We start from the raw sequence: 18,394 nt of genomic DNA, 5'->3' as shown, positions 1-18,394 counted from the left end.
TATGACAAATACTTTAACAATTTTAACCCCAACATATAATAGAGCATATATTCTCCCCAAGTTATATGCTAGTTTAGTTGAGCAAACTAACAAACACTTTGATTGGATGGTTGTTGATGATGGCAGCACTGATAATACTGAGCAATTAATATCAGAATTTATAGCCGATGGGAAGATAAACATTGTCTATATCAAGCAGAAAAATGGTGGTAAGCACAGAGCCTTGAACACGGGTGCTCAGTCTATTAATTCTGATTATATTTTTATCGTAGATAGCGATGACTATTTGACGAACGATGCTATTGACATAATTTTAGAAAACTCTCACTATTTGAAAGAAAAGAACCTAATGGGGATGACCTTGTTAAGAGGCTATGCTCCTGATAAAGTCATAGGTGAAAAATATCCCGAAGATTTTATGATAAAGAATTTTAATCAAGTTCGATATAATATGGGAATAAAAGGTGATAAAGCTGAGGTTGTATCAACTAAGATATTTAGAGAAACTCCTTTTCCTGAAATTCCAGGAGAAAGATTTATGAGTGAAGGAGTCGCTTGGAAACAGTTAGCACACAAAGGTGATTCATTATTTATAAATAAAATTGTATACATTACAGAGTATTTGGAAGATGGGCTTACTCATTCAGGGAGACTCTTATTGATTAAAAATCCTCTTGGTGCAATGTTAAATGCAAAACTCGCAATGACGAATGAATTCAAAATGAAATTGAGAATTCAAAACAGCTTACTTTATATTGCCTATGGATTTTTTGCAAAGAAGAAAGTAAGGGAAATTATAACTGAAAGTGGTCAAAGAAGATTGGTCAGGGTTAATCTGCTATTTGGTTGGATGATTTACATAATATGGAAAATAAAATATAAATTATGATAGAAACGACTTTGGTAAAAATGAAAAAAATTGATTTAAAAATTATTTTTGTGTTTGCGCTGATATTATTTGGAATGTCTTATGAACTTAGAGGATTTGCTGATGATACCAGTTCTCCTACCCCTGTTTATCGGGTTTATAATCCAAGAAATTTAGAACATTTATATACCTCTAGCCTTAACGAAAAGAATACGTTGGTACGTATTGGTTGGGGAAGGTTTGAGGGAGTAACTTTCTATGGAAAAAATAATGGTGATACACCTATATATAGGCTTTATAACTTTTCTATTAGACAGCATCTGTATACTGCTGATCTTAATGAAGCAAGGGTGTTAAGCCGCAGTGGTTGGAAGAATGAAGGAATTGTTTTTCGAGCGACAGTAGCGGGAAGCGTTCCAGTATATAGATTGTATAGTTCAAGGATTAAACAGCATTTATTCACTACTGATGCGAACGAGAAAAGAGTTTTAAGTGCTGGAAATTTTTGGAGATATGAAGGTATTGCTTGGTACGGTGTTTCTGCTACAAATAGTGACTCTGATGATATACTTTTGGTAAACCATAGAGGTAATCACACAGAGTTTCCAGAGAACTCTGTTGAATCAGTTCTTTCAGCAAAATATCCAGCGGTAGAAACGGATATTCAAACAACTTCTGATGGGCAATGGGTTAATATGCATGATGCAACTGTTGATAGAACAACTAATGGACATGGAGCTGTAGCAGATCTTACTCTTGCCCAAATTCAAAATTTATATCTAAAAAATAATTCTGGTCAAATAACACAATACAAAGTTCCAACTTTAGATCAATACCTTGCAGCTTGTAAGCAAAAGGGAGTTATTCCATTAATAGAAATTAAACAGGCAACCGCTACCCCTGAACAATATATGGATATTGCTACGAAATTTAAACAATATGGTTTTTCTTCAACAGGGTATATTATCTCTGGTTATGAAGAGCCTCTAACTAATATTGAGTCCTTGATTCCAACGGTTAATATTATGTATATTGTGGAAGGATATTCTACTGAAAATGTTACTTTTGCAGTATCTCTAGGAATTAAATCCGGACTAGATATGGGATACACTAACGTTAATCAACAGGTGGTTGAGGCAGTTCATGCATCAGGTATAAAAGTTGGTGCATGGACAGTTGGAGATATTAATACATTAAAATATTTGCAAAGTATTGGCGTTGATGTTTTGACTACTAATTATTAAGGAGATACTTATGAAAGAGAATGAAAAAGAGAAAATCGTTCTTGTAGCAGGAACATTTGATATATTACATGAAAGTCATATCAATATGCTTCGTAATGCGCGTAATCTTGGTGATAAACTAATTGTAATGCTTTCTACAGATGAATTTAATGCTACAAAAGGGAAGAAGGCATATCAAGAGTATGATACAAGAAAATATGTCTTAGAATCTGTAAGATATGTTGATTTGGTTATTCCGGAACAATCATGGGATGATAAAGCACTTTATATTGATATGTTTGATGTTGATATATTTGCTATGGGAGATGACTGGCGCGGGAAGTTCGATTTTTTGAAAGATGAATTTCCTCATCTTAAGATAATGTATTTTCCGCGTGGGAAGATTTCCTCAAGTAAAGTTAAGGAAGAATTAGGAAAATTGTATCAAAAAAAAAATGAAAGTGATTGATTTTCCTCATATGATTTTTTGGAGTGTATGCTTGAATTTTGACATGAATATCAAAAAGTGTTCAAGAAAAAAATATTATAAAAAAATCAGAAAACTAAGTCTGATTTTTTTATTTTGGGGTTATAATTATGATTTCAAACCATACCAAGCTATACCTTCATAATTCCATCCTGATTTGGATAATACATTTTTTTCGTTGGTATCAGTTGTAAATAAATGTTGTTTTATACCAGAGTTATATAGTCGATAAACAGGAATATTTCCTGTACTTGATGTGGAGGCATAAAATACTATACCTTCATAATTCCATCCCGATTTAGAGAGAACATTTTTCTCATTAGTATCTGTAGTATAGATATGGATCTTTAGTCCCTTGTGGTAAAGCCTATAAACCGGAGTTCCACCAGATATTGGTGCATAATAGCTTATTCCTTCATATTTACCCCAACCAATATTGACAAGGGTATTTTTTTCGTTCAGGTTTGAAGTATATAGATGTTCGAGATTGTTGGAATTATAAAGGCGATATATTGGTGTAGATGTTGGAGCAGAAGAGTTATCGGTAAAGAACTCGCTATAATCAATTGAAGTATCAACAGGATAGGTCTGAAGATTTTTTGTTCCTTGATAATACATCTGACTTGTATATTGCCAAGCACCATATTGTTGATTTTTGAGGTCGTTAGAAGATGGTTTGCCAAATAGATATTGAGCAGCCCAAAGATTTTTGGGACCACCTAATGTATTATAGTTCATTTGACAAGTTGCTGTATTTGTTCCAATCCACGAAGCAGAGGTATAAAACTTTGTGTTGCTATAACCATTTGTTTTGAGCGTATTAGCAAATTGCACACCTGCTGTTGCCCAGTCAACCGTTATGGGGTTGGGGCCGATAATATTTCCAGAGCCATCTCTATAAGGTTGCTCGCAGTCCATAATCATTACAATGTTGCTAGCCAATCCAAAAGATTTAGCTACTTTTGCAAAGTATGCGGCTTCCTGTATGGCTAATGAATTTGCAGCACTTTGTGAATTGGCTCCTGTTAAGCGTGCGTAGTGATAAACTGCAACATTTAAGCCGGCATTCTGTGCCATTTTAATTTGATTTGCAGCATATGGGTTCGTATAATTAGTTCCTTCGGTCAGTTTAACAACGATTGACTTGACACCAGATGTCTTAAGAGAATTAAAGTCTGCTTGTGTCATCCATGATTGATAGCTAGCAATATCTACAGCATCTTTTCTTGGCAGTGTATTATCATCGGACTTGAGATCAGAGGGAACATTGGCAGCTGGAGCTGCAGCAAACAAACGAGTTCTGATATTAGGAGTTGTAGCTGATGTATCACTGCTACTGTCCTTGGAATTTTCCTGAGTTTGAATTTGCTCAATGTAGTGCCCCATTGGAGTATTGTCAGAACTAACCTCATCAGCTAGTACTGGCTTAGCCAATAGAAACCCAGAAAAGAGTATTAGGGGAATAATATGGGATTTTTTCAATTTCATTTCTAAAATTTTTGCTTTCTTTTAATTTTTGCTTCAGATAAATAAGTGTTCTTATTATTTTACAACAATAAGAAGAAAAAAACGTTGCATTTTAGTAAAAATAAATTAACAATTTAACTAGAATGTTTTTATTTAAGTTAAAATGTAATTTAGAATTGTTTTTTTCATCCTGTAGTATATATGTTAGCATATTTAAGGTAAGTTTATGAAATGATAAGGTAATTATCAGTTCAAATAATGCATTTTTTTATTCCTGCTGTTTCCTACTGTTGAAATGCTTTGGGAATAGTGGTAGAATAGTAAAAATAAAAAATTGGCGAATGCCATAGAAATATAGCTATATTGCTTATATATAGCACGATAATGGAGGAATATTTTCGATGTCAAACTGGGAAACTAAGTTTTTGAAAAAGGGATTTACTTTTGATGATGTATTGCTGATTCCAGCAGAGTCTCATGTTTTACCAAATGAGGTGAGTATGAAGACAAAGTTGGCTAAAAATTTGACTTTGAATATTCCAATTATCTCTGCTGCCATGGATACTGTAACTGACTCAAAAATGGCTATTTCGATGGCGCGTCAAGGTGGACTTGGTGTAGTTCATAAAAATATGTCTGTTGAGGAACAAGCTGAAGAAATTCATAAAGTGAAACGTTCAGAATCTGGTGTTATTACAGATCCATTTTTCTTGACTCCAAATCATAAAATTGAAGAAGCTGAAAACTTGATGGCAACTTACCGAATTTCTGGTGTACCAATCGTTGATACGCTTGAAAATCGTAAATTGGTAGGGATTATTACTAACCGTGATTTGCGTTTTATTACGGATTATAATCAACAAATCAAAAATATGATGACTTCTGAAAATCTGATTACTGCTCCGGTTGGAACAACTTTAGATACAGCTGCTCGTATTTTGCAAGAGCATAAAATTGAAAAATTACCTTTGGTTGATGAAGCTGGTAAATTGGCTGGTTTGATTACAATTAAAGATATTGAACGTGTGATTGAATTCCCAAATGCTGCTAAAGATGAGCAAGGTCGTTTGCTTGTTGCTGGAGCAGTTGGTGTATCTTCTGATACTTTTGAGCGTGCGGAAGCTTTGTTCGCTGCAGGGGCTGATGCGATTGTTATTGATACGGCTCATGGACATTCAGCTGGTGTTTTACGTAAAATCCGTGAAATCCGTAATCATTTCCCAGACCGTACTTTGATTGCTGGTAATATTGCTACTGGTGAGGGTGCTCGTGCTTTGTTTGAAGCTGGTGTTGATGTGGTTAAAGTTGGGATTGGTCCTGGTTCTATCTGTACGACTCGTGTTGTTGCTGGTGTAGGTGTTCCGCAAATTACAGCCATTTATGATGCGGCAAATGTGGCGCGTGAATTTGGTAAAACAATCATCGCTGATGGTGGGATTAAATATTCTGGTGATATTGTTAAGGCGCTTGCTGCTGGTGGAGACGCTGTTATGCTTGGTTCAATGCTTGCAGGTACTGACGAATCTCCTGGGGAATTTGAAATCTTCCAAGGTCGTAAGTTTAAAACTTACCGTGGAATGGGAAGCCTAGCAGCCATGAAAAAAGGTTCTAAAGACCGTTATTTCCAAGGGGCTGTTAATGAAGCTAACAAACTTGTTCCAGAGGGAATTGAAGGACGTGTGGCTTATAAAGGAACAGCGACAGATATCGTTTTCCAAATGCTTGGTGGTTTGAAAGCAGGAATGGGATATACTGGTGCGGCTGATATTACTGCTTTGCATGATTCAGCACAATTTATCGAAATGTCTGGTGCTGGTTTGAAAGAATCACATCCGCATGATGTACAAATTACTAAAGAAGCACCTAACTATTCTGTACAATAAAAATTACTGACAAGAATTCTGTCAGTAAAAAAAGGGAATTGACAAGTTGTCGTTCTCTTTTTTATTTTGAAATTTACTGACAGAAAAATTTGTCAGTAAAAAGATGATAAAAATAGGTCTTTTATTATAGGAAAAAAGGCTAAAAATGCTGTTGAAATGTGGTATAATAAGCAATATGATTGAAAATGAAAATACAATGGAAGATTTGTACTGTATTGGTTGTGGTGCAAAAATTCAAACTGAGGATAAAAATGCACTTGGCTTTTTGCCTGCGGGTGCTTTGAAGAAAAAAATAGCTGAACGCGACCAAATGGAAGCTGTTCAGGCTGGAGATGAGGGAAGCGAAGCTTCTATCAAAACTGAGGATTTATACTGTCAGCGTTGTTTCCGCTTGCGCCATTATAATGAGATTGCACCGACAAGTTTGACGGATGCAGATTTTTTGCGTTTACTTAAAGAAATTGGTCAACATGATGCTTTGATTGTCAATGTGGTTGATATTTTTGACTTTAATGGCTCTTTGATTCCTAACCTTCATAAATTGACTGGTGGAAATGATTTACTCATGGTTGCCAATAAACGTGATGTTTTACCAAAATCACTAAAAGTTGGGAAATTAACTGCTTGGTTAAGAGAACAAGCGGCTTCACGTTCGCTTAAACCTAAAGATATTTTAGTGACCTCGGCTCAAAATAAAGATGATGTGGCTGAATTGATGGAAGCTATTGAATACTACCGCCGTGGGCGTGATGTCTATGTGGTTGGGGTAACGAATGTTGGTAAATCAACTTTGATTAATGCAATTATTAAATCAGCTTCAGGTTCTGAGGATGTGATTACAACTTCACGTTTCCCTGGGACAACTCTTGATAAGATTGAAATTCCGCTTGATGAAGATTCGGCATTGATTGACACACCGGGGATTATTCACCGTGGGCAAATGGCTCATTATTTGGAACCAGAAGATTTGAAATATGTGTCACCGCGTAAAGAAATTAAGCCGAAAACTTATCAGCTCAATCCTGAACAAACATTGTTCTTTGGTGGTTTGGCACGTTTTGATTTTATAAGTGGCGAACGTCAAGGAATGACGGCTTATTTTGACAATGAAATCAATGTTCATCGGACGAAACTTGAAGGTGCAACTGAATTTTATGAGAAGCATAAAGGAGAACTCTTGGCTCCTGCTTTAGTTGGTGCTAAATTGGTTCGTCGTGAGTTTAAAATTACTGACAAATCGGATATTGTCTTTTCTGGTCTCGGCTGGGTTCGTGTGCCACAAAAAGCAGTTGTGGCAGCTTGGGTGCCAGAAGGTGTGGATGTAGTTGTTCGTAAGGCTTTGATTGGGTAAAAAATATTCACAGTTTGTCTTGTAAAATTACTGACAGAATTTCTGTCAGTAAAATCTTGGAGAATTAAAATGGAAGAGACTAGTCAGGATATTGGTTTTACGCGTAATAATCAGTGGTTTCGATATCGGGCAGCTGGAATTATTATTAAAGATGATGCTGTTTTAATGGTTGGCAATGACCACAATGATTATTATTATTCGGTTGGTGGTGCCGTGCAACTGGGTGAAACGGCCGAGGAGGCTTGTCTGCGTGAGCTTTATGAGGAAACTGGTTTACAACTTGAAATCGAAAGATTAGCTTTTATCCATGAAAATTTTTTTACAGGTCAGGAAAGTGATTTTTTAAATAAGGTCAATTGTCATGAATTGAGTTTTTATTTTCTGATGAAACCACTGACAGAAAATCTGTCAGTAAAATCAGAGAGTTTTGGGACTGATGGTAGCAAAGAATTTTTGAAATGGATTCCAATTGCTGAGTATAAAAATTACAAAGCTTTCCCGACATTCTTTGCTGACGAGCTGAAAAATCTGTCAGTAAATTCACAAATCAAAAGAATTGTGACAACTGAATAAATAAATGAGCAGAGTTTGACTCTATAACAATTTTAGTCTAAACTCAGCTGACAAAAATAAAAAAGGAAAATTTTACTAAAAATTTGATAGATTTAGAAGAAAAACAAGAAAGAGTTCTCCTTGCTGGAGTGGAAACAGCTGAAAATTTTCAGGCTTTTGAGTCATCAATGATTGAACTTGCTGAACTGACAAAAACAGCTGGCGGCTTGGTTATTGACCAATTCACTCAAAAAAGAGAACGTCCAGATAGTCGGACAATGATTGGTTCTGGAAAATTAGAACAAATGCGTTGGGCGATTGAAGTGGGTGAAATTGATACGGTTATTTTCAATGATCGCTTATCACCAAGGCAAAATGTCAATTTAGAAGAAGCTTTGGGTGTCAAAGTCATCGATAGAATGCAATTGATTTTGGATATTTTTGCTATGCGTGCGCGCTCGCATGAAGGAATGCTTCAAGTTGAAGAAGCCCAGCTCAATTATCTTTTGCCTCGTTTGGTGGGACAAGGGATTATGCTCAGCCGTCAAGGTGGGGGAATTGGTTCTAAAGGGCCGGGTGAAACCAAGCTTGAAACAGATCGACGTTATATTCGCACTCGAATTGAAAACATTGATAAAGCCCTCAAAAAAGTTGAAAAAACAAGGGAAAATATACGCCAAAAACGCTCGAAATCAGGAATTTTTCGGATTGGTTTAATTGGTTACACCAATGCCGGAAAATCCAGCATTATGAATGCTTTAGTTGGGCTTGATAAAGAACAATATGAGCAAAATGAACTTTTTGCGACTTTGGATGCCACAACAAAAGCAGTTAAATTGGTTGAAGACTTTACGGTGTCACTGACCGATACTGTCGGTTTTATCCAAAACCTGCCAACAGAGCTGATTAAAGCATTCAAATCAACACTAGAAGAATCAGCTAATGTTGATTTACTGATTCATGTTGTGGATGCTAGCAACCCTCACCATGAAATTCATGAACAAACAGTTTTGAAAATCATGGAAGATTTGAAGCTTACCAATATTCCTGTGCTGAATGTTTATAATAAAATGGATATAGCACCAAGTGATTTCTTGCCAACTTTATCGCCAAGTTTGCAACTCTCAATTAAATCTGAAAGTGGCGTGCAATGGCTGAAAACAGCAATTTTGGAAAAATTACATGAACTGTTTGATGCTTTTGAGTTAGAGTTACCTTACGAAAAAGCCTATCAGTTACCTGAATTACGAAAAAGTGCCTTGGTGCAATCAGTGGTTGAGGGTGAAGAAGGGTATCTGATTAAAGGATTGATTGCGCCTGAATTGAGTTGGAAATTACCCAATAACTAAAGGTTGCCGGAAATTTTAAAAATAGAAATAGGAAAAATTAAATCATGGAAATGAACGGAAAACAAAAACGCTACTTGCGTAGCTTGGCAGTTAATATTAAACCAATTGTTCAAATTGGCAAAAGTGGTTTGTCTAATGAAATTTTGACAAGTATTCGTAATGCTGCTGATGCACGTGAACTAATCAAAGTTAATATTTTACAAAACTCAGATGAAGTGGCAACAGATGTGGCAGAAGCAATTGAAGAAATGGGACTTGATGTTGTTCAAATCATCGGTCGAAATCTCATTGTGTTTAAAGTTTCTGACCGCAAAGAAAATCGCAAAATTTCGGTTGAAGTTAAAAATATTGTGAAATAAAGTGTTCTAAAAAATAATCAAAGACTAAGATATAATGGGTGAACAAATGGCAATAGATTTATTGACTCCTTTTACAAAGGTAGAATTAAAAGCTAAAGAAGACGAGAAACGACGGGCAATCGGACTTTTTTGGGGTAATTTTAATCCTGTTCATGTTGGCCATTTGACAATTGCTGACCAAGTGCGCCAAGAACTTAATTTGGAAAAAGTTGTCTTTTTACCAGAACATAATACTGACGGGCATGTTGCAGCTATGCTGACCGCAGCTATTGAAGATTGTCCTGGTTTAGAAGTAGACGCTTGTCGCCTGAAAGCTAAAGATGGCGCTGATATTTATCAAACGGTGCTTGAGCTTCATGAAGAAAATCCAGATTGTGATTTTTATTTTATTATCGGTGGTGACATGATTTCTGGTTTAGCTCATTGGACACATATTGATGAGTTATTAGAATTAGTTCAATTCGTTGGGATTCGTCGGCCTCGTTATCGGGCAGGAACTTCTTATCCGATTATGTGGGTGGATGTTCCAATGATGGATATTTCTGGAAATTTGATTCGGGAACAATTGCACCGTGGAATTAAACCACATTTTCTTTTGGCACCGAAGGTTTTAGATTACATTTTGAAAGAAGGCTTATATGTTTGACTTTTATCCAGAAGTGAATTTATCAAGAGAGGATTTGTTAGCGAAAATTGCTAGCATGGTCAAAAAATCACGTTTTGAACATATGCTCGGTGTGGAAAAAGCAGCAATTGCGTTAGCGCAAAAATATGAAGTTGACCCGCATAAAGCAAGTTTAGCTGGACTTTTACATGACTATTGTAAAGAAGTAGATGATGAAACTTTTCTTTCTTTGATTGATAAATATGGCTTAGATTCTGATTTGAAAAATTGGGATAATAATATTTGGCATGGAAAAGTTGGAATTTATAAAATGCGTGAAGATTTCGGACTTGAAGATGAAGAAATTTTAAGGGCGATTGAGATTCATACGGTCGGAGATAAAGAAATGTCTGGTTTGGCTAAGGTGTTGTATGTAGCAGATTACATTGAGGAAGGTCGAACATTTCCTGGGGTCATTGAAGCCCGTGCCGTTGCTAATCAAGATTTAAATCAAGCAGTTGCTTTTGAAACCATGCGTTTGGTTGAGTATTTGGCAGAACGTCGTTTGACCATTTACCCTCAAACTTTTGAAGCCTATAATGCTTTTATTGGTTATTTGTCTTGAAATATCGTTAGAGATAAACTGCTTATTATGAACAGAGGAAAATGAATGATTAGAAAAGCTGAAATGAAAGATTATCTTGACATTGCTCGTCTTTCTGGAGTACTTGGTTATCCAATTTCTGAAGCGGCTGTCAAGAAAAATCTTGCACGTATTTTAAAAGATGCTGACCATGAATTTCTTATTTTTGAATTGGGAGAAAGAGTGACAGCTTTCATCGAAGCGGAAATTTATGCTCCGGTTTATGCTGAACAAGTGATGCTAAATGTCTTAGGTTTAGTTGTGGATGAAAAAAATCAAGGACAGGGAATTGGGGCTCAATTACTTAATGCCTTAGAAGAAAAGGCTAAAGCGAGAGAGATTAAAGTTATTAGACTGAACTCCGGAGTGCAAAGGCATGAGGCGCATCAATTTTATGAACATCAAGGTTATACCAGTAATCATTCACAGAAGCGTTTTTTAAAATTTCTCTAAAAATAATGAATATAACAGGCAACTTTTGGTTGCTGTAACTTTTTATGTTAAAATAAGTGGGTCTAGTTTTTACATTTGATTGTAAAGGAGCTAGAGAAAATGAATAATAAATCTTAAAAAGATTTTTAATGAATAAAAAGAGGCAAAAAGTCTCGGAGGAAAGAATTGGATTCAAAAAAATTACTTGAAGTGGTTGTAAAAGCAGCCGATGATAAAAAAGCACTTGATATTGTGGCCTTAGATATGTCTGAAGTGACATTTGTTGCAGATTATTTTGTGATTATGGAAGCAATGAATAGCCGTCAGTTAGATGCAATTGCTGATAATATTGCTGAAGCGGCTGAACTTGCTGGAGCAAAAGCAGCCGGTCATATTGAAGGAGATGCAAAAACAGGTTGGGTTTTGATTGACCTTGGTGATATCGTAGTCAGTGTCTTTGGACATGATGAACGTGGACACTTTAATTTAGAAAAACTTTGGTCTGATGCACCAATGGTAGATATTTCTGGATTTATGGCTGAATAATTAATAGCTTTGTCGGTTTTACTGACAGAGCTCTTATTTATTTTAAAATTTACTGACAGCCCTATTAAAAGAGCTGTCAGTAATTCTAGAAAGGGCTGAAATGGCATTTTACGAAGATTTTTCAAGAGTCTATGATCAGGTCATGGACCAAGAACTTTATGAGCAATGGCTTGATTTTACAAAAAGACATCTACCAAAAGAAACAAAATCAGTTTTTGAATTAGCTTGTGGCTCTGGTGCTTTATCAGTTCGTTTGGCCCAAGAAGGCTACAAAGTGACCGGACTTGATATTTCTGAAGAAATGTTAACTTTGGCGAGTAAAAAAGCTCGACAAGCTGGCTATCAACTTGATTTTACTGCTGGAGATATGCGCGAACTTTCTGGACTTGGAAAATTTGATGCGGTAACTTGCTACTCTGACTCACTTTGCTATTTGGAAAATTTGGATGAATTACAAGCTACGTTTGATGGAGTTTTTGAAATACTAAATGAAGGTGGAACTTTTATTTTTGATGTGCATTCAACTTATCAAGTAGATGAAGTTTTCCCCAATTACTCTTACCATGAAAATGCGGAAGATTTTGCTTTTTTATGGGACTCATTTGGAGGAGAAGTTCCACATTCTATTGTCCATGAATTAAGTTTTTTCATTCAGGGTTCTGATGGGAAATTTACACGAAAAGACGAGGTTCATGAAGAACGGACTTATCCAATCGACGATTATCTCGCACGCTTGGCAACTGCTGGCTTTAAAGAAGCGATGGTCTGTGCAGATTTTACTGACGAGGCGCCGAGCGAAGAAAGTGCGCGTTGGTTCTTTGTCTGTAAAAAATAATCGAAAAAATATTTCTGTCAGTTACTGACAGATTTTTTTAGAGGTAGAAAATGAATAAGATTACAGGAATTATTGCCGAATTTAATCCATTTCATAAGGGACATGAATATCTTTTGAACCAGATTGAGGGCATAAAAATAGTAGCCATGTCAGGGAATTGGATGCAGCGAGGTGAGCCTGCTATTTTTGATAAATGGACGAGAGCTCAAATGGCTTTAGCTTGTGGTGCTGATTTAGTGGTTGAATTACCTGTCACTGTTTCGGTACAGGCAGCCGATTTTTTTGCAAGTGGTGCTGTGGATATTTTAAAAAATCTTGGAATTACTGACCTGGCTTTTGGTTCAGAATCAGCAATTGATTATAATGAAATTGCTGATATTTATGAAAAAAGAGGGGAGGAAATGGAAAGTTACATTCAATCATTAGCTGACCAGCTTTCCTACCCTGAAAAAACTCAAAAAATGTGGCAGCATTTTACGGGAATTGAATTTGACGGGAACACACCAAATCACGTCTTAGCTCTTGCCTATGCTAAAGCAGCGGCAGGTAAACAAATTAATTTACAAGCGATTAAACGCGTCGGAAAATTTCATTCACTAGAGCTGACAGAAGGCTTTGCTAGTGCAACTGCACTCCGTCAGGAGTTATTTTCACTGACAGAAAGGCAAAATTTACTGACAGAGCAAACTAATCAATCTGTCAGTAATAAATCGATGCTGACAGACTTGTCAGCAATAAAAAATCATGTTCCGTCAGCCATTTTAGCGGCTTATGCAAGTCCAAAAACTAATTGGGCAGCTTATTTTCCACTTCTGCAATATAAAATTCGAGTTGATGAGCACTTGGAAAATATTTTTCAAGTCAATCAAGAACTTTCTGTCCGCTTAAAAAAGGCGGTCAAATCTGCTAAAAATCTTGATGAATTGGTCGGACAAGTTTATACCAAACGTTATACGAAAGCACGTGTTCGTAGGCTTTTAACTTATATTTTGTTAAATATTCCAAAGCAGTTTGATTTACCAGAACAAATTCATGTGCTAGGTTTTTCAAAAACTGGTCAAGAAATTTTAGCTCAAAATCGGGGAAAAATTATCAGTAAAATTGGGCAAAATCCATGGGACAACTTGACCCAAAAAGCTGATGAAATTTATCAATTAGGAAATGTTCAATTTGAAGAACAAAATTTTGGTCGAAAACCGATTCATTCATCAATCAGATAGACATTTACGATAAATGTTTGTAAATAACGTAAAAAATATGTTATGATAAAAAGAAAAGGAATTTTTATTATGACTGAAAAAAGTATGAAGAATCTTGTCAAAGTGACGGGGATTCTTAACATCATTGGTGCTGCCTTGGTTGTGCTTTCAACCATCGTTTCAATGGCTTCACTATCGCAAGCACTCAATGCAACTGGTTCAAACAGCTTTGAAGCCGGATTTAATGCAGCAAATTCTGGCCCTGCTATGTTTATCAAAATTATTATTGGGTTTGTAGGAATAGCAACATTTGTCCTTGCGATTATTTTACTTCGCCAAAATAGAAGATTCAATTTGAGCAATGCAGCAGCAATTTTAACACTGATTGCAGGAATCTTTGCTTGGGTTATTATATTTGTTTCGCTTGTTTTATGGATTATTGCTGCCGTGTTCTTATTAAGAATGAAAATAAAAGAAGGTGAAGAAAACTCTAATGAAATTTCCTCACAAGAATAATCCCTGATGAAATTAAAGTAAAATCCCGTAAAATCGGGATTTTTTTGATTTCTCATAGACGAGCCTTTACAAATTGTGATATAATATGATAGAAAAAATCATGCAGATTAATCCTCTGCCAATAATTTAAATAAAATTTCAAGGAGATTATTCCAATGGGACGTAAATGGGCCAATATTGTTGCTAAAAAAACCGCTAAAGACGGTGCAACTTCTAAAGTATATGCAAAATTCGGTGTTGAAATCTATGCCGCTGCTAAACAAGGTGAACCAGATCCAGAATCAAATTCATCATTAAAATTCGTTATTGAACGTGCCAAACAAGCGCAAGTTCCAAAACACGTTATTGATAAAGCAATCGATAAAGCCAAAGGTGGTGGTGATGAAACTTTCGTTCAAGGACGTTATGAAGGATTTGGACCAAATGGTTCAATGGTTATCGCCGAAACTTTGACTTCAAATGTTAACCGTACAATCGCTAATGTCCGTACTACTTTCCACAAAAATGGTGGGAATATCGGAGCAGCCGGTGCTGTCAGCTATATGTTTGACAATACAGGGGTGATTGTTTTTGAAGGAACTGACCCTGACCATATCTTTGAAATTTTGCTTGATGCTGAAGTTGATGTTCGTGATGTGACCGAAGAAGAAGGAAATATTGTTGTTTATACAGAACCAACAGACCTTCATAAAGGAATTGCAGCACTTAAAGAAGCTGGAATTACTGAGTTCTCAACAACAGAATTAGAAATGATTCCTCAATCAGAAGTTGAACTTTCACCTGAAGATTTAGAAATCTTTGAAGGACTCATTGATGCTCTTGAAGATGACGATGACGTCCAAAAAGTTTATCATAACGTTGCAAATCTCTAATTTGAAAATAAAAAATCTGTCATTAAGGCAGGTTTTTCTATTTATAAATTTGATATAATAAAAGCATGTCTAGCCCGAAAATTGATTATAAAAAATCTGATAAAAATTATTATTTACCAAAAGGAATTTCTTTAATTGAGCTGCCTGCCCTTAATTATCTAATGATAGATGGCAAAGGAGCACCAACAAGTCCAGCTTTTCAAGAAGCCATTCAATATTTGTATGCGACAGCCTATATGATTTCAATGTCTTATCGAAACCCAGACTTTACAATTGAAAATTTCCAACCTTTTGTGGTTCCGCCTCTTGAAGGTTTATGGACCAGTAAAAATGAACCTAGAGCTGGTAAACTAGATAAAAATGACTTTATTTGGCGATTGATGATTAGAATGCCCGATTTTGTGGATTCTGAAATAGTTGAAAAAGCTAAGAAGTTAGTTGAAAGTAAAAAAGGATTTGATTTATCAAAAGTTAAATTTGAAGCTATTCAAGACGGATTATGTCTCCAAACCATTCATTTAGGTTCTTTTGATGACGAAGGGGAAAGCTTTGAAAAACTCTTTGAGTATGCTAAAGAACATGATTTAAAAGCTGTTCACAAAGAATTTCATCATCGAGAAATTTATATCAGTGATTTCAGAAAGACAGCAACAGAAAAATTGAAAACAACCCTCCGAATTTTTGTGGAGAGAGGACAAGAAAAATGAAGAAAACAGATTGGTCACACCCCTTACGCAACCGATTAGCAGAAGATTATTTTCCTAAAATGATTGAATTTATCAATCAGACTTATCAAGAGGGCAAAGTATATCCACCAGAAAATCAAATTTTTCGGGCGATTGAATTGACTCCTTTGGCGCAAACAAAGGTTATCATTGTTGGGCAAGACCCTTACCCTCAGCCTGGGAAAGCTCAAGGCTTGGCTTTTTCTTATCCTGCTACTTTCAAAGTGAATCGTCCAGACTCGATTGTTAATATCCAAAAAGAATTGCGTGAGGAAGGTTTTTCTAAAGAAGACAGTGATTTGACGGCTTGGGCTGAACAAGGCGTTTTACTTCTAAACGCAGTCCTGACCGTACCTGAGTTTGCTTCAAATGCCCATGCTGGTAAAATTTGGGAACCGTTGACAGACGAAATTATCAAGATTGCCTCAGATGATGAGCGACCAAAAGTTTTCATTCTTTGGGGTGGTTTTGCTAGAAAGAAAGCCAAACTAATTGATGGAAGTAAGCATCTCATACTAGAAGCGGCGCATCCGTCACCTTTGTCAGCAAGTCGTGGATTTTTTGGTTCGCATCCTTTCTCAAAAACCAATGAATTTCTGGTTGAATCTGGTCAAAGTCCGATTGATTGGAGTAAATAAAAACAGTCTGATTTGACTGTTTTTTTATTTATTTAAAAATAAAGAACGATTTTTCCATGTGCGTGACGATTCATCTGTAAGTTGATTGCTTCTAAATAGTCATCGATAGAGTACTTAGCTGCAATTGGAACCGTCAGTTGATGATTAGAGATGGCATTTAAAATCATTTCCATATCAGAAGGAAGAGCTTCGCCACCTGTAGCCGTTGGAATCCCAGCTGGAGGCTCTGGATACATGATGACAGTCGACATCTTATCAGCTTTGACTCCTAATTCGAGAGCAGCTTTAAGCGTTTCATGGCTGAATAGATCGATAGCCGCCGTGATTTCTTTATTTTTCAAACGGTCAGCCAGACCTGGGCCATAACTTATTTGTTCGGCACCTAAATCTCGTAGGAAGTCAGCGGTAGAGTCAGAAGCAGTACCGATTACTTTAGCGCCTAAAATTTGAGCAAGTTGAACCGTAAAAATTCCTACGCCACCGGCTGCACCACCAACTAAAAGAGTATCCTCTGCTGTTACGTGAGCTTTTCGCAGAGCAACTGCCGCAGTATGGCCAGCCACGGCAAGAGTAGAGGCGACGTCATCTTCTACAAAACTGGGTTTATGAAAAAGTCCGCGTTCTTTCGTTGAAAAAATGAGTTGCTCGGTTGCTGCACCTCTCATTGTTGTTCCAAAAACATGGTCGCCAACTTTAAAGTCGGTCACTTCTGGACCAATTTCATCGATTATTCCAGCAAAATCATAGGCAAAAGTTTGGGGAAGTTTGACACCAAAATTTGGAGCCACTTCAGGATTTCCCATAATAGCCCAATCCATTGGATTGAGTCCAACATGACTGACTTTGATAGAAACTTCGTCAGCTTTTGGATGGACGAGAGGAAGGTCCACGAGTTGAAGAACATCGGGTTTACCAAATGTTTTGTATTGTAGTGCTTTAACCATTTATTTTCTCCTTTGGAATGGGTTATTGATAGTAAACTTGCGCAAATTCTTTAGCAAAATCATTTATTTTGACTTTGCCATGATGATAGTTTGAGGGTTTGATTTCTTGGTAGAGTTTGTCAGGACTTTGCTGAAATTGATTCATTTTCCCAAATCCATCTGCCACAACTTTGGGAAGACCTGCTTTAACAAGGTTTTCTATCAAATCTTCCACAGAAATAGTGATATATTGGGCAGTAATTTTATTAGTCGCTAAGGCATTGACCCAATCAGTACCTGTCGCCCAATCAGAAACGACATATTTTATTTTACTGACAGCTTTGTCCGTCAGTAAATCATTGATACGATTATAAACAGCATCAGCAATATCACTTGGATGGACCCAAGCTCTCTTTGTTTCAGGACTGATGGCTTCAAAAATTTTTCCTTGTGCCTTAAGTGGCGCAATTTCTGTCAGTAAATTGGTATAAAAACCAACAGGGCGAATGTGTTTGACGGTAACATCAGTGAGTTCATCGAGCGCATTTTCCATGGTATGGTATTCGTAGAGAATACCAGCTTCAGGACTTTGGGCGCCGACTGAGCTAAGGTTAATGACTCTTTTGACGTCAGCCTTTTTGATGGCCTGACTATAAATTTTTGCCAAATCTGACATTGATGTTGCTGATGAAAAAGCGATACCCGTAATCATGAGATAAACTAAATCAGAGCCAGCGAAAGTTTGACTGAGAAAGTCGAGGTCAGTATTTAATCCGACCGCGGCTTTTGCACCGAGCTTTTCAATCGCCGCAGCACCTTCGGAACGTGAAGTAATGACAGTGACTTCATGTCCGTCAGCGATTAATCTGGGGATAAAATGTCGATTGATGTTTCCTAATGAACCTAAAAGTGTAATTTTCAT

The 18,394-nt window shown here is 36.5% G+C and carries 21 protein-coding genes; 18 read left to right on the top strand and 3 right to left on the bottom strand.

All coding sequences use genetic code 11. The features are described from left to right. The first annotated feature begins 1 nt into the window (after position 1). The 3 genes from AB6B24_RS05970 to tagD are packed head-to-tail and all read left to right on the top strand — an operon-like array spanning position 2 to position 2,560. Positions 2–889, top strand: a complete 888-nt coding sequence (locus tag AB6B24_RS05970; RefSeq protein WP_311844004.1) for a glycosyltransferase family 2 protein — start codon at positions 2–4, stop codon at positions 887–889. Next, a complete protein-coding gene (locus AB6B24_RS05965; RefSeq protein WP_311844005.1) occupies positions 886–2,112 on the top strand; it encodes a glycerophosphodiester phosphodiesterase family protein in 1,227 nt (408 codons plus the stop codon). Before AB6B24_RS05970 ends, AB6B24_RS05965 begins: the two co-directional genes overlap by 4 nt. A gap of 10 nt (positions 2,113–2,122) precedes the next feature. After that, positions 2,123–2,560, top strand: coding sequence for a glycerol-3-phosphate cytidylyltransferase (tagD, locus tag AB6B24_RS05960; protein ID WP_012897049.1), 438 nt, complete (start codon positions 2,123–2,125; stop codon positions 2,558–2,560). A 126-nt stretch (positions 2,561–2,686) separates the two neighbouring features. Here the strand turns inward: tagD and AB6B24_RS05955 are convergent, their stop codons facing one another. Next, positions 2,687–4,012: a GH25 family lysozyme gene (locus tag AB6B24_RS05955; RefSeq protein ID WP_311844006.1), complete on the bottom strand. Its 1,326-nt coding sequence runs from the start codon at positions 4,010–4,012 to the stop codon at positions 2,687–2,689. A gap of 434 nt (positions 4,013–4,446) precedes the next feature. On the opposite strand from AB6B24_RS05955, the gene guaB reads away from it, so the two are divergent. The 15 genes from guaB (at position 4,447) to AB6B24_RS05880 (ending at position 16,549) form a co-directional block, all read left to right on the top strand. Continuing rightward, the gene (guaB, locus tag AB6B24_RS05950) at positions 4,447–5,928 is read left to right on the top strand and encodes an IMP dehydrogenase (RefSeq protein WP_003129822.1); all 1,482 of its coding nucleotides are present in this window, start codon (positions 4,447–4,449) and stop codon (positions 5,926–5,928) included. A gap of 175 nt (positions 5,929–6,103) precedes the next feature. Next, on the top strand, positions 6,104–7,279 hold the full coding sequence (yqeH, locus tag AB6B24_RS05945; RefSeq protein WP_014571938.1) for a ribosome biogenesis GTPase YqeH: 1,176 nt from the start codon (positions 6,104–6,106) through the stop codon (positions 7,277–7,279). A gap of 69 nt (positions 7,280–7,348) precedes the next feature. After that, the gene (locus AB6B24_RS05940; protein ID WP_003129825.1) at positions 7,349–7,852 is read left to right on the top strand and encodes an NUDIX hydrolase; all 504 of its coding nucleotides are present in this window, start codon (positions 7,349–7,351) and stop codon (positions 7,850–7,852) included. An 83-nt stretch (positions 7,853–7,935) separates the two neighbouring features. Then, the gene (gene hflX / locus AB6B24_RS05935) at positions 7,936–9,180 is read left to right on the top strand and encodes a GTPase HflX (RefSeq protein WP_003129826.1); all 1,245 of its coding nucleotides are present in this window, start codon (positions 7,936–7,938) and stop codon (positions 9,178–9,180) included. Between the two features lie 44 nt (positions 9,181–9,224). Next, positions 9,225–9,539 carry a ribosome assembly RNA-binding protein YhbY gene (gene yhbY / locus AB6B24_RS05930; RefSeq protein ID WP_003129828.1) on the top strand — a complete coding sequence of 105 codons (315 nt, stop codon included), beginning with the start codon at positions 9,225–9,227 and terminating at the stop codon, positions 9,537–9,539. 46 nt (positions 9,540–9,585) lie between these two features. After that, positions 9,586–10,185, top strand: a complete 600-nt coding sequence (locus tag AB6B24_RS05925; protein ID WP_311805381.1) for a nicotinate-nucleotide adenylyltransferase — start codon at positions 9,586–9,588, stop codon at positions 10,183–10,185. Then, the gene (yqeK, locus tag AB6B24_RS05920) at positions 10,178–10,768 is read left to right on the top strand and encodes a bis(5'-nucleosyl)-tetraphosphatase (symmetrical) YqeK (RefSeq protein WP_195935968.1); all 591 of its coding nucleotides are present in this window, start codon (positions 10,178–10,180) and stop codon (positions 10,766–10,768) included. The genes AB6B24_RS05925 and yqeK overlap by 8 nt, the downstream gene beginning before the upstream one ends. A 45-nt stretch (positions 10,769–10,813) precedes the next feature. Next, positions 10,814–11,239: a GNAT family N-acetyltransferase gene (locus AB6B24_RS05915; RefSeq protein ID WP_153241979.1), complete on the top strand. Its 426-nt coding sequence runs from the start codon at positions 10,814–10,816 to the stop codon at positions 11,237–11,239. 165 nt (positions 11,240–11,404) lie between these two features. Next, positions 11,405–11,764, top strand: coding sequence for a ribosome silencing factor (gene rsfS, locus AB6B24_RS05910; protein WP_003129832.1), 360 nt, complete (start codon positions 11,405–11,407; stop codon positions 11,762–11,764). 100 nt (positions 11,765–11,864) lie between these two features. Further along, positions 11,865–12,599, top strand: a complete 735-nt coding sequence (locus AB6B24_RS05905; protein WP_012897056.1) for a class I SAM-dependent methyltransferase — start codon at positions 11,865–11,867, stop codon at positions 12,597–12,599. Positions 12,600–12,649: 50 nt separating this feature from the next. Further along, positions 12,650–13,819: a nucleotidyltransferase gene (locus AB6B24_RS05900; RefSeq protein WP_311805377.1), complete on the top strand. Its 1,170-nt coding sequence runs from the start codon at positions 12,650–12,652 to the stop codon at positions 13,817–13,819. A 69-nt stretch (positions 13,820–13,888) separates the two neighbouring features. Next, complete coding sequence (locus AB6B24_RS05895; protein ID WP_153241977.1) at positions 13,889–14,314, top strand: hypothetical protein; 426 nt, start codon at positions 13,889–13,891, stop codon at positions 14,312–14,314. 155 nt (positions 14,315–14,469) lie between these two features. After that, complete coding sequence (locus AB6B24_RS05890; RefSeq protein ID WP_010905223.1) at positions 14,470–15,186, top strand: YebC/PmpR family DNA-binding transcriptional regulator; 717 nt, start codon at positions 14,470–14,472, stop codon at positions 15,184–15,186. A gap of 65 nt (positions 15,187–15,251) precedes the next feature. Next, positions 15,252–15,893, top strand: coding sequence for a GyrI-like domain-containing protein (locus AB6B24_RS05885; protein WP_029344749.1), 642 nt, complete (start codon positions 15,252–15,254; stop codon positions 15,891–15,893). After that, positions 15,890–16,549, top strand: a complete 660-nt coding sequence (locus AB6B24_RS05880) for a uracil-DNA glycosylase (protein ID WP_195935972.1) — start codon at positions 15,890–15,892, stop codon at positions 16,547–16,549. Before AB6B24_RS05885 ends, AB6B24_RS05880 begins: the two co-directional genes overlap by 4 nt. Positions 16,550–16,581: 32 nt before the next feature. Here the strand turns inward: AB6B24_RS05880 and AB6B24_RS05875 are convergent, their stop codons facing one another. Both AB6B24_RS05875 and AB6B24_RS05870 read right to left on the bottom strand, forming a co-directional pair. Next, positions 16,582–17,493, bottom strand: a complete 912-nt coding sequence (locus AB6B24_RS05875; protein WP_311805371.1) for an NADP-dependent oxidoreductase — start codon at positions 17,491–17,493, stop codon at positions 16,582–16,584. 22 nt (positions 17,494–17,515) lie between these two features. Continuing rightward, positions 17,516–18,394 carry an SDR family oxidoreductase gene (locus tag AB6B24_RS05870; protein WP_153241974.1) on the bottom strand — a complete coding sequence of 293 codons (879 nt, stop codon included), beginning with the start codon at positions 18,392–18,394 and terminating at the stop codon, positions 17,516–17,518.

This window comes from Lactococcus sp. AK05 (assembly GCF_041026685.1).
In the GTDB taxonomy this organism is placed as follows: Bacteria; Bacillota; Bacilli; order Lactobacillales; family Streptococcaceae; genus Lactococcus; species Lactococcus lactis.
Note: the sequence above shows the minus strand (reverse complement) of the source record. Positions and strands in the feature narration are given on the sequence as shown.